General features: G+C 36.1%; 11 protein-coding genes. 2 read left to right on the top strand and 9 right to left on the bottom strand.

Annotation, left to right across the window (positions count from 1 at the left end):
* Positions 1-13 precede the first annotated feature (13 nt).
* Positions 14-1,060 carry an endonuclease gene (locus IEV69_RS03570; protein WP_188439530.1) on the bottom strand — a complete coding sequence of 349 codons (1,047 nt, stop codon included), beginning with the start codon at positions 1,058-1,060 and terminating at the stop codon, positions 14-16.
* A gap of 88 nt (positions 1,061-1,148) precedes the next feature.
* Positions 1,149-2,360: an RsmB/NOP family class I SAM-dependent RNA methyltransferase gene (locus IEV69_RS03565; protein WP_188439528.1), complete on the bottom strand. Its 1,212-nt coding sequence runs from the start codon at positions 2,358-2,360 to the stop codon at positions 1,149-1,151.
* A gap of 186 nt (positions 2,361-2,546) precedes the next feature.
* On the opposite strand from IEV69_RS03565, the gene IEV69_RS03560 reads away from it, so the two are divergent.
* Positions 2,547-3,596: a WD40/YVTN/BNR-like repeat-containing protein gene (locus IEV69_RS03560; RefSeq protein ID WP_188439526.1), complete on the top strand. Its 1,050-nt coding sequence runs from the start codon at positions 2,547-2,549 to the stop codon at positions 3,594-3,596.
* 5 nt (positions 3,597-3,601) lie between these two features.
* Here IEV69_RS03560 and IEV69_RS03555 read toward each other — a convergent pair whose 3' ends face one another.
* The 7 genes from IEV69_RS03555 to IEV69_RS03525 form a co-directional block, all read right to left on the bottom strand.
* Positions 3,602-4,039 (bottom strand): hypothetical protein, encoded by a 438-nt coding sequence (locus tag IEV69_RS03555; protein ID WP_188439524.1) that lies wholly within the window; start codon positions 4,037-4,039, stop codon positions 3,602-3,604.
* Between the two features lie 12 nt (positions 4,040-4,051).
* A complete protein-coding gene (locus IEV69_RS03550) occupies positions 4,052-4,558 on the bottom strand; it encodes a hypothetical protein (protein WP_188439522.1) in 507 nt (168 codons plus the stop codon).
* 33 nt (positions 4,559-4,591) lie between these two features.
* The gene (locus IEV69_RS03545) at positions 4,592-5,134 is read right to left on the bottom strand and encodes an RNA polymerase sigma factor (protein WP_188439520.1); all 543 of its coding nucleotides are present in this window, start codon (positions 5,132-5,134) and stop codon (positions 4,592-4,594) included.
* A 520-nt stretch (positions 5,135-5,654) separates the two neighbouring features.
* Positions 5,655-7,478 (bottom strand): ABC transporter ATP-binding protein, encoded by a 1,824-nt coding sequence (locus IEV69_RS03540; protein WP_188439518.1) that lies wholly within the window; start codon positions 7,476-7,478, stop codon positions 5,655-5,657.
* 46 nt (positions 7,479-7,524) lie between these two features.
* Positions 7,525-9,252, bottom strand: a complete 1,728-nt coding sequence (locus IEV69_RS03535) for a phospho-sugar mutase (RefSeq protein ID WP_188439516.1) — start codon at positions 9,250-9,252, stop codon at positions 7,525-7,527.
* A 65-nt stretch (positions 9,253-9,317) separates the two neighbouring features.
* Positions 9,318-10,268 (bottom strand): glycosyltransferase family 2 protein, encoded by a 951-nt coding sequence (locus IEV69_RS03530; RefSeq protein ID WP_188439515.1) that lies wholly within the window; start codon positions 10,266-10,268, stop codon positions 9,318-9,320.
* 5 nt (positions 10,269-10,273) lie between these two features.
* Positions 10,274-10,813 (bottom strand): DUF4199 domain-containing protein, encoded by a 540-nt coding sequence (locus tag IEV69_RS03525; RefSeq protein ID WP_188439513.1) that lies wholly within the window; start codon positions 10,811-10,813, stop codon positions 10,274-10,276.
* Positions 10,814-11,038: 225 nt separating this feature from the next.
* On the opposite strand from IEV69_RS03525, the gene IEV69_RS03520 reads away from it, so the two are divergent.
* The gene (locus IEV69_RS03520) at positions 11,039-12,610 is read left to right on the top strand and encodes a hypothetical protein (protein ID WP_188439511.1); all 1,572 of its coding nucleotides are present in this window, start codon (positions 11,039-11,041) and stop codon (positions 12,608-12,610) included.
* Positions 12,611-12,657: the final 47 nt, after the last annotated feature.

Raw genomic sequence — 12,657 nt, 5'->3', positions numbered from 1 at the left:
GTAGCGTTTAAACTTATTTTATAATAAGCTTTTTCGTAGAAGTCTCTTTGTTAGAGTTTATATTAACCAGATAAAAACCTTCTCTTAGGTTATTCAAATCTATGGTTTGTTTAGAGGATTCAGGGTTTTGAATATTCAATTCAATTTGTCCGTTGATATTATAAATGACAACAGACTCGATAGTAGCATTGGATTGAATGGTAAGTTTCTTATCTGCATTTGGGTTGGGATACATCACAAATTCAAAAGCAGTTACTGTTTGAGTGCTTAACAACCCCCAACGGTCTTCTGCCTGGGGTCCGCCCCAAATAATAGTAGCTAATACAGGATTGTCAATAAAAGGGTTGCGATTGCTATAAGCTGCTTGAAGATAGTCGTTTCGTTGATCTTCATAAATATTCACGGGGTCTTCGGCATTCCATTCTAAAAATGTTTGGAGCATTTGAGTGCTTCCCTGAGTGCTTCCAACTCCTGCAAAGGAAGGCAGGCATTGTTCGCCATACCGTGTGTACATATACATGATCATTCTGGCGACATCACCTTTCCACTCATCACCCGGGTACCAGTTACCACTTCCCACATCACCTGCGAACCCACTGCCATCTTGAAATTTTTTACTGCCTCTGTTGTTATTCATTTGCTGGTCTGATGCTCTGAGGTTATGTGGATCTGCACCAATTCCGGTTGTCCCGTTATTTACATCTCCCATATCAGGAACCGGTTGTGACCGCGCAAACACGTGTTCGCGGTTGTACTCACAGGACACCCCACCAAAGTCATCTTTGTCTCTGGATCGGTCTGTAGTACAGTTTCCGTCATTATCATTATAACCGTAAATTAAAAGTACGTTGTTTGAATTATCAGGGTCTTCATCTGTGAATACCAACACATCACGCGCATCCCCATAGGTAAATGAAGTATTGTATGCTGAAATTTTTTGTTGTAACTCATTATACAATGCCTGCCCTGTGAGGGTTAAGTTAACATCATCGTAATAGGGTTGTTGGGAATAAGTAACGTAGGTCAGTAAACAAAGCGCAATAGTTAAGATTTTTTTCATCAAGATTAATTTTAGTTTTTTAAATCCAGTTATTTTATTTTATGGGAAATGATATCAATTTATAAATTTCCTGTTTTGGGACTTTTAGTTATTCTGTTTTTGTAAGTAAAGCCATATAAAAGCCATCATAACCTGATTTTGAAGGTAAAATGGTTTTTTCTTTGGCTAAATTAAAACTTTTCCCGTTTTCGGAGTTTAAGAATTTCTTAATTTGTTTATCATTTTCTGAAGGTAATATTGAGCAGGTTGCGTATACCAATTGACCACCGGGCTTGACCATTTTTGAATACTGATCAAGAATTTCAGCTTGTGTCTGTTTTATATTTTCAATAAAATCGGGTTGCAATTTCCATTTAGCATCGGGGTTTCTTCTCAAAACACCCAATCCTGAACAGGGGGCATCGATTAAAACCCTATCCGCTTTTTCGTGAAGTTTTTTAATCACTTTGGTACTATCAATATGTCTTGTTTCGATGTTGAAAGCACCGGCGCGTTTGGCTCTTCTTTTGAGCTCGTTAAGTTTATTAGCGTATATATCTAAAGCAATTAATTGCCCTTTATTTTCCATTAGTGATGCCAGGTGAAGCGCTTTTCCACCGGCTCCTGCGCAGGCATCAACAACTCTCATTCCGGGTTTGACATCGAGGAAATCTGCTACCAATTGTGAGGAGGCATCCTGCACTTCAAACCAACCATCTTTAAATGCCGGTGTTTGAAAAACATTCGCACGTTCTTTTAGTTTTAGGGCATTTGGAACACCTTGAACCGGTTCAGTTTCTAAATCGAGATCAAACAAAATTGCTTTTAACTTTTCGGGAGTAGTTTTAAGTGTATTGGTTCTTAAAACAACATCTGCTTCCACATTGAGTGCGGCAATTTCAGCATCCCATTTTTTGCCGAGTTCTTTTTGTCCCAGTTCGTCTAACCAATCAGGGATGGATTCTCTGTATTTTCTGATTTTTGATAGTTCGTCAAAGCGTCCTTTTATTCTTCGGGTGGGAGTATCCTCAAGTTGTTTCCAATCGGGGAGTGCTATGCCTTTAAGAGTGGCCCAAACAGTAAACAAACGAAATAGCTTTTGACGGTCAAAGGGTTCTTTAACTTCTGCTATTTCTGCATACAACCGTTTCCAGCGAACAATGTCATAGACCATTTCAGCAATAAAACTGCGATCACGAGCGCCCCAGCGTTTATCTCTCTTTAACGTCCCCTGTATTGCCTTGTCTGCATACTTGTTTTCGTTAAAGATCTCGTTGAGTGCATCTATGGAGGCAAAGACTAAATTTCGGTGTAATCGCATTTGGGTTTTTTGTTTTAATGATTGTCATTTTTATTATACAACAATCAATACATAATATTGTTTCGCATAAGCGAAACAATTTAATTGTTACTCTAAAAAAAGTAGATCAACTCACTTCTTATAAGTAATCGGCAAAGGTATTACAATCTCATTAAATTGTTTTTATATTTAGCCAAAATTTAGAGAATGAGAACGATTGGTCTATTTTTTATAGCATTGCTACTAACTTTTTGCACAAGTGAGACAAAATCAACTAAACCTGCTTTTGAAGAGGTTGTGATTGAGCGAATATATACTGACTCAGTAAGTATAAGAGCTCTGGATCCTGTTGATGAAAACAGGGTATGGTTTGCCGGAAATTTTGGTAAAGTGGGTTTGATTGATAATAAAACACCAAAACTGGCGGTAATAAGATATCAAGATAGTTTACTGCATTTTCGCGCTATTGCAAAAACCAGTAGTGCTGTTTTTGTGTTAAGTATCGCTAATCCGGGTGTACTTTATAAAATTGGATTTGACGGATTGGAAGCAACTTCACTGGAACAGGTCTATCTGGAAGAGGGGGAAAAGGTGTTTTATGATGCCATTCAATTTTGGGATGACACCACCGGAATCGCAATGGGCGATCCCACATCAGATTGTTTAAGTGTATTATTGACCAGTGATAGTGGGAATAACTGGACAAAATTGTCGTGTGATTTACTGCCAAAAATTTCGGAAGGAGAAGCCGCTTTTGCAGCAAGTAATTCAAATATAGCAGTTTATGGAACCCATGCCTGGATAGCCAGTGGCGGGAAAAAAGCACGTGTATTTCATACGCCCAATAAAGGAAAAAGTTGGGATGTATATGAAACTCCCATCATACAGGGAGGGAAGATGACAGGGATTTACAGCATTGATTTTTATGATGAAAACACCGGAATTATTTTTGGGGGTGATTGGGAAAATAAAGAGAATAACACATCCAATAAAGCTTTGACAGAAGATGGCGGTAAAACCTGGAATTTAATAAGCGATGGTTCCGGGCCGGGGTATCGGTCATCTGTGAAATTTATACCCGGTAGAGGAGGTGACGGAATTGTAGCAGTTGGTTCACCCGGTATTGCTTACTCAGCAGATCGTGGTTTGACCTGGAATGAGCTCAGTTCAGAAGCATTTTTTGCGATAGAGTTTGTAAACGATAGTATTGCTTTTGCTTCGGGAAATAATAAAATCTCCAAACTTACTTTCAGATAATCAACTTATTTTTTTCTTCCGCGATACTTTTTTAAAAGCTGCATCTTAAAATCATATTCCGCTTTTTTAAGTTTTAAAACTCTTTTGGCTCCAAGTTGTTTGACCAAATCTGATTCTAATTGGGTTTCCAGCCTGTTTTCTTTTTCCCGATGTTGTTTAATATGTTGAAGAATTTCAGCTGCATCTTGCTGTGAAACAGTATCCATGTCACCTTCGAAGGCTGTTTTAACATGGTCGCGATACTCTTTTCTTAACTTGTGAATTTCTGAGTCATAAGAATTATACACCGGCCAGAACTTTTCTGCTTCTGAAGATGTTAATTCAAGTTGTTGTGTGATGAAAGCAGTTTTAAGTGCTTTAATTTCGTCGTGACTCTTCTTTTGCCCAAAACCAATGCTTACTACACTGAGTGCAAGGATAAAGAGGATAGTTGTTTTTTTCATGGGGATAGGTTTTTATTCATTAAAAATGTGATCATCCCTGAGTGTGTATGAAAGATAATCTAATAATTCTTCATTTGAAATTGTGGTATTTGACACTTCGTCATTGATTGGTTGTTCTGAAATGAGCTCCTGTAATTCTAGATCTGAAAAATAGATTAGTTCATTTTCGATGTATTCTGAAACATCACTCAAGGATGCTTCAGACTTGAAAGTGAGATTGTTCTGAAAGATAAAAATCGAAAATAATACTGCAAGAACAGCAGCGATACTGGCCACATATCTTAAAGGCCTATAGGCAAACAAAGAAATGACTTTGGTTTTCTTTGTTTTGGAAATGGTATTCATTTCAATCTTTTCCGAAAGGGTATCAAAATAATTTTTCGGAACTTTAAAAGGAACTTCCTGAGGCATTTTAGAACTCAACTTAACTGTGTCAATAATTTTAGTTTCCAATGCGTCAAAATAACCCTCAGGTGTTTTAAATCCGTGCTTTTTTATATTTAGGGTGTTTTTACTCATCTTGTTTATAAGACTTTAAATTTCATACATGGTTTAATCCTCGGTTAAAATTGCAGTTATTTTTTTTACTGCAATGTGATAGGAACTTTTTAAGGCACCTACTGAGGTGTCTAAAATTTCGGAGAGCTCTTCATAGGTCAGCTCATCAAAATATTTCATATTGAACACCAGCTGTTGTTTTTCAGGGAGTGTTGCAATGGCTTGTTGTAGTTTCAACTGAATTTCTGTCCCTTCAAAATAAACATCTGCTTCAAGGTTTTTAAGGGTATTTTGTTTTAGCTCCTCTGAAGTAGTGCCTGTGTGTTTTGCTTTTTTATTGAGAAATGTAATGGCCTCATTGGTTGCAATGCGGTACATCCAGGAATATAATTTACTTTCCCCTTTAAATAGATGAATGTTTTTATATATTTTAATAAAGGAGTTTTGCAACACATCATCAGTATCATCATGATTTAAAACCATTTTTCTAATGTGCCAATACAATCTCTTTTTATAAAGGCGGATAAGCTCTTTAAAAGCAGCGTCTTTTGTTTGTTCAGACTGGAGCTCGTTTATAAACTGTGTTTCTTCAACCAAAGAAATGATTTTTAAAATTAGACTAAAGATACAGGAAAAGGATTAAAACTGTAAAAACTAATGGTGCACAAAATGAGCAATTTAATAGACGAAATGCAAAAAAGATAGACAAAAAGCTAAATTTATTTTTTTGTAAGAAAAATCTTATTATCTTTACACCATCTTATGCGGTTATGTTTACTATTATATGCCCCAATTGTAATAGTTAACAAGTTTGGGAAAGGCAGGTTCTAAAGGACCTGCCTTTTATTTTTAGGTCTTTTAAATGAATGAGTTTAATTTAACTTGAAGGGCTGTTGAAAATGTAGGAATGACACTTATTAAATAGTTATAAAAATCGATGAAATACAAAAAACACAGATAAAATACAAAAAATATTTGTTTGATAACTTTTTATGTTTTACTTTTACACTCTACTTATGCAAAACATCGTTGCTTTGTGCCCCAAATAAAGCGACAGATTAAATAAAAAAGCGAACTAAAAAGTTCGCTTTTTTTTTATTTAGTATGCAATCTCTGCTTAATCAAACGACTGCATTTCAATAAGGCTGAAATACACTCCTTTATTGGCAAGTAACTCTTGATGGGTTCCCTGTTCTACAATTTCCCCTTTTGATAACACAACTATTTTATTTGCATTTTGAATCGTTGAGAGCCTATGTGCTATGACAATGGAGGTCCTGTTTTGCATCATTTTTTCAAGAGCATTTTGAACCAGGCGTTCACTTTCAGTATCAAGTGCTGAAGTAGCCTCGTCTAGGATCATTATGGGTGGGTTTTTCAAAACAGCACGGGCAATGCTGAGACGTTGCTTTTGTCCGCCGCTGAGTTTGTTACCGCTATCACCAATATTAGTGTCAAGTTGTTGCGGTAGATTTTCAATAAATTCCCAGGCGTTGGCAATTTTAAGTGCGTCAATGATTTCTTTATCAGTTGCATTTTCTTTTCCAATCTTTAAGTTGCCTCTCACAGTGTCGTTGAATAAAATAGAATCTTGAGTGACTAGCCCCATTAAATTTCTGAGTGAATTTAATTTAATGTTTCTGATGTCCATCCCGTCAATTGTGATTGCTCCGTTATTTACATCATAGAAACGGGTAAGGAGATTTGCAATCGTACTTTTTCCACTTCCGCTTTGGCCCACCAATGCCACCGTTTGTCCTTTCTTTACATCGAGTGTGAAGTTTTTCAGTACAAGTTCATTTTCATATTTAAATGAGATATCAGTGAGGCTTAATATGTTTTGAAATTCATCCTTCTCAACAGCATCGTGCTTGTCTTTTATTACATTTTCTGTTTCAAGAATTTCTAAAATTCGTTCAGCGGCAGCATTGCCTTTTTTGACACTGTAAGAGGCTTTGGAAATTGCTTTTGCCGGTGTCAATATTTGATAGGCAAGCCCCATATAGACGAGAAACATTTCAGGATCTAGTGTTTCGTCAATTAACACAAGCTTTCCTCCATACCAGAGTAATACTGCTATTACTGAGATTCCTAAAAACTCACTTGCCGGTGAGGCCAGGTTTTGCCGGTTGAGTAGTTTGTTTGAAAAGTTGTAAAATCTTTGGGTTGAGTTTTTGAATTTATCCGTAAAAATATTTTCCGCATTAAACCCTTTTATAATTTTCAACCCTCCAAGACTTTCTTCCAAAATAGATAAGAAATAGCCTTGTTCTTTTTGAACTCTGTCAGATTTACGCTTCAGAGATTTACCAATCAACGAAATGATAAAGCCTGAAATCGGTAAAAATATAAATACAAAAATGGTGAGTTCAACACTGATCAGGAACATCGCAACAATAGTAAAAATTATCGTGAGCGGTTCTCTTACAATTAATTCGAGTATAGATAAAAACGAATGTTGAATTTCCAAAACATCACTGGTGATTCTGGCAATGGTGTCTCCTTTACGTTTTTCAGAATAATGTGAAAGCGGTAATTCAATGGTTTTTTTGTACATCGCATTGCGCACGTCTTTCAAGACACCGTTGCGTAAAAAAGTAATGAAATACATCGCCAGGTAATTGAACAGGTTTTTGAGTAAAAACATACTAATAACCAGGATGACCATAAAAATCAATACATCATCAACACCCTGACTTTTTTGTTGGGTGACAAAATAATTCAAGGAGTTTTCCAGATATTCTTTAGCATTGTTTAAACCGGTCCAGACAGGTTTAGTTTGAAGTTGCTTGGTATTGTCAAAAAGTACTTTCATCATAGGAAAGAGCGACAACATAGCGAGGGTGCTGAACAACGCATAAAAAATATTAGAGACAATATTTAGTATGGCATACGTTTTATAAGGTATCGCAAAGCGAAGGATTTTTTTGAAGTATTTCATCAATAGTTTTTGATTTTTAAAGTCAACTCAAAGTTAAGTCTTTAGTTTATATGTTTATTGACTTTAAAATTGATACAATTTTTTCATCCAGTTTTTCAGACACTCTTTTGTAATCACCTTTATTTTGTAAAGGTAAATTCACACTGATATAAAATTTGATTTTAGGCTCGGTTCCACTGGGTCGGGCAGCAACCTTTGTTCCATCTTCGGTATAGTATATAAGTACGTTGGACGTCGGAATGTCAATTTTTTCTTCGGTGCCTGTCAAGAGGTTTTTAGCAATCCCCGTTTGATAATCTTCCAGAACAGTCACTTTTGAACCGGCAATTTCTTTCAGCGGATTTGCTCTTAATTCCACCATCATTTGTTTGATTTCTTCAGCTCCTTCAATCCCTTTTTTTACCATAGACACAAGATGTTCTTTGTAAAACCCGTGTTCCTGATACAAACTGATGAGGTAGTCATACAGTGTTTTCCCCTTTTCTTTTTGTTGAGCAGCCATTTCACAAGCCAGTAAAGTAGCAGTCACCGAGTCTTTATCCCTCACAAAATCACTCACCATGTATCCAAAACTTTCTTCGCCACCACCAATAAATTGTTGAGCCGGGTGGTCTTTAATCATTTTGGCGATCCATTTAAAACCGGTAAGACCCACTTTGCATTCGGTATTATATTTTTCAGCTATTTTAAGCATCATAGGAGTTGAAACGATGGTTGATGCTATAAAGGCATTCCCTTGCAGTGTGTTGTTTTTGGAATGAAAATTCAGTAGAAAATCACTCATCATGGCCATGGTTTGGTTGCCGTTTAACAAAGTCATTTTGCCATCGGGATTTCTCACAGCAACTCCCAGTCGGTCACCATCAGGATCGGTGCCAATGACGATGTCGGCATTGATTTTGTCTGCCAGCGCAAGGGCCATTTTTAAGGCTTCGGGTTCTTCAGGATTGGGTGATTTTACTGTGGGGAAATCGCCATTGGGCTCGGCTTGTTCTTTAACAATGTGAACATCTGTATAGCCGGCACGTTCCAGTACCACCGGATTGAGTTTAATGGAAGTACCGTGCAGGGAGGTAAACACAATCTTTAGGCCTTGTTTGGCTTTTGTTGAAGTGCCAAAACTTCCGTTTTTTAACGATGCATTTATAAAAGCTTCATCTATATCAGTGTCAATATAGTGAATTAAAGATTCTTTGGCTTCAAACAGAATGTCTTCAAATTTGAGCGCATTGATTTCATCAGTCACTTCTTGATCTTGCGGGGGAACCAATTGCCCGCCGTCGTTCCAGTAAACTTTATAGCCGTTGTATTCGGGTGGATTGTGAGAAGCGGTTAAAACAATACCACAATGACACTCCAGGTGAGTTACAGCAAAAGAAAGCTCAGGAGTGGGGCGCAATTCTGAAAATAAATAAACCTGAATGTCGTTGGCAGAAAAAACATCGGCCACTACTTTGGCGAGTTCAGCACTGTTGTGGCGGCAGTCATAAGCGATGGCGACTTTATGTGTTTCACCGGGAAATTGTTTTTTGATATAATTTGAAATGCCCTGGGTGTTTTTTCCCAACGTATACTTGTTGATACGGTTGTTACCAACCCCTACAATGCCACGCATACCGCCGGTACCAAAAGTAATGTTTTGATAAAAACTTTCTTCCAGTTCCTGAGGGTTGTGGGCAATAAGTTCTTTGATTTGTTGCTGGGTATTGTTATCAAAAGCAGGAGTAAGCCATTGATTGACTTTCTCAAGTATTTCGGGTTTTATATAGATCATGGATATGAAATGATTTAAACAACAAAGGTAACTAAAGTTGGGGAGATTGATTTGTTAGAAAATCGTTAATCAAGATTGACTTGATCACTGATTTTATAATTGTCTTTGTGCTTGTTGTTCCGTAAAATTATTTCACCTAAAAAACCGGCCAGAAATAACTGCGACCCAATCACCATGGCGGTAAGTGCTATGTAAAACTGAGGTCGGTCAGTGATAAGTCTTCCACCGGGATTGAGAAACATTTTGTCAATACCAAGATAAAGCGTGAGAATAAAACCAATAAATAAAATCAAGGCGCCCCAGGCTCCAAAAAGATGCATAGGTTGTTTTCCAAACCTACTTAAAAACCAGATGGTGATTAAATCTAAAAAGCCATTCATAAAACGGTTGACGCCAAATTTAGTCGTGCCATATTTTCGGGCTTGATGTTGTACTACTTTTTCGGTAATTTTGGAATAGCCGGCATTTTTTGCCAGGACCGGAATATACCGATGCATTTCGCCGGTGACTTCAATGTTTTTGATAACTTCTTGTTTATAAGCTTTCAGTCCGCAATTGAAATCGTTTAATTGAACCCCGGAAGTTTTTCGGGCAGCAAAATTAAAAAGTTTGGATGGTAAGTTTTTAGTGAGTTTACTGTCATACCTTTTTTTCTTCCAGCCGGAAACCAAATCGTGGTTGCCTTCCATAATCAAATTGTACAGCTCTGGAATCTCTTCAGGATTGTCCTGTAGATCAGCATCCATTGTGATTACAACCTCTCCGGAAGCTTTTTCAAAACCGGCATGCAGGGCTTGTGATTTCCCGAAATTTCTCAAAAAGCGGATGCCTTTCACTTCGGGATACTTTTTGGAGAGCGCTAAAATAATGTCCCAACTTCCATCAGTACTTCCATCATCAATAAAAATGATTTCATATGAAAAACCATTGGATTGCATCACAGCTGCAATCCAATGGTGTAATTCATTCAATGATTCTTGTTCATTTAATAACGGAATGACAATGGAAAGATTCATTTATTTTATTCTAAACTAGGGTCTTTTCTCTTAAAAATAAGCGCAACTAATAGGCCTAAAACACTTAAAAACGCCAACCCAAAAATGTATGATTTAAGTTGTGATACAATTGAAAAGTTATCCTGTTCGCTCATTTTAGCTAAAGCTTTATCAATTTCCTCTTCAGGAGCTCCAAAACCTTCCATAAAACCTCTGGTAGTTTCTATCGCTTTTTCCTGAATATACTGAGCCATTTCAGGATCAATAATACTAAAAATTAAGATACCCATCAAAGTGCTAATGAAATAACCAAGAGCAACAGTAATAAAGTAGGAAGTAAACGCTTCTTTAAAACTTATAAAGCCATTGAGTTTTCCTTTTGATTTTGAAACAGATATAATTCCAAAAACAATGACAATTAAGAAACTTAATATGCCTACCCACCATTTTGTAAACATATCGGGGTTCAGTGCATACATTAAAGTGGTACTAAGTGCTAAAATGATACCTAGTGTAATACCCTGCGCACTAGCATTTTTTTTGATGATTTGATTGTTGTTCTCCATGATTCTTTAGTTTTGGTTTGGAAAGTTAGTACACAAATATAGAAAATCGTTACACATAATTCGCGCGAAGGCGAACATCTTATTCTAATTATTATTATATTATTTACTCATTTTTTTGTTATATTCTTAATACTTATTAGTAACTTAGTTTTCAAACTATAAACATTTTTATTATGAAAACAAATTACCCCCCCCCCCTCATTATCTCAAAAATTAATTAAAATATTGATTATCAGTATTTTAATTTTATGTTCAACTAATCTTCTGGTTGCTCAATATGAAGATGTTGGTTGTGCAACCTCTCCTTTAACAGATTCTGATATCCCAGAAGGATATTCAAATTCTACTGACTCACAATTACTAATGTCATATGATCCTATAGTTTTTAATGTATACTATTGGGGTATTAACGAAGATGACGGAACAGCCCCTGGTTCTCCAAATGATATTTCTATTACTGAAGAACGAGCACTGAGGTCTATTCAAATGTTAAACATAAGTTTTAATAAACATAATATTTACTTTAAGTACACAGGATTTGAAACTTTTAATAATTCTCTGTATTATGAAATATCAGGTCATAATGAACCGGGTTATAAAAATTTTTCTGAACTACTAAATTTTGCTCAATCCAATAACAATCAATATTATAAAACAAATGCCATTAATATTTACATTTTTAAACCATATGATTTTGCTGGTATAGCATTACGTCACAAAAATGCAATTGGTATGCATCAATATTTTGGTCAAGACTTTTCAAGAATTGGTTTAAATGCACACGAAATGGGACACAACCTAGGTTTATGGCATCCTCACGATGGATATATTTATCCTTATGTAGAAGGTAATCCCTACAATACTTCTTGTGAAGTAGTTAATAGAAACTCAAATAATGGACAACCCTACAATGCTGATATAGCCGGTGATAGAGTAGTTGATACCCAGGCAGCACCTGATTTCAGAAAAGAACATTACTGGGAACTGATTCTAGATTTTAATATTGACCCTGAAGTGGCTGAGGATACTTATACACCTTGGTTGCATTATAATCAAAATGACTGTGCGTGGGAATCGCATCCAAAAGGAATTGATTGCTTAGATGAACCTTATCAAATATTTCTTGATTATGACAATAAAAATATCATGTCTTATGCGCCATGGGAGTGTGTAAACGACATACTATTTACTCCCGGACAACTTATTAAAACGTGGGAAACCATTCAAATTGATGAAGATGGTCATTTTGCCTTATCTGAAAACTCTATTGCTTCCTTATATGAGCCTTATAAAGGAGAATATTATGTAGCAGGGCCATCAAACCCAGCAGCTGATAAACCCTTGTTTCAACCTGGTTTTGAGTATCGATTTGTAAATTGTGATTGTTTTGCTGAAGAAGATTGTTCTTCCCCAACCCCTTATGAAGAGGGAAACTCAACTTTTTCAAGTACTAGTCAACTTTTATTAAGTTTCAATAAAGAAGAACCTAATTTTGATAACATCACACATCCTAACCATTCAGCTATTAAAATAATTTTTCCTAATATACCATCTAATGATCCACTTTTAGATCCAAAGAGATGTTATGATAATTGGAACAAAGCAGCGATTGGAGGTAGCTTGACTAAATTTAACGATAATGTTTTTAATACCAATGTAACCCTTTACCCACAGGATTCTGCCAGTATTAATAACCCAAATCTGATCAATACCATAGATCCCGGTTTGTACAAAATAGAAAAAGTTTATGAAGATGGGGCAACACAACAAACGGTTATAATTAAAGACAATCAATAAAAAATAAAAATCAACTCTTTTACAATTTTAAGTGAGGTGATTTTATC

Source organism: Planktosalinus lacus (assembly GCF_014640155.1).
In the GTDB taxonomy this organism is placed as follows: Bacteria; Bacteroidota; Bacteroidia; order Flavobacteriales; family Flavobacteriaceae; genus Planktosalinus; species Planktosalinus lacus.
Note: the sequence above shows the minus strand (reverse complement) of the source record. Positions and strands in the feature narration are given on the sequence as shown.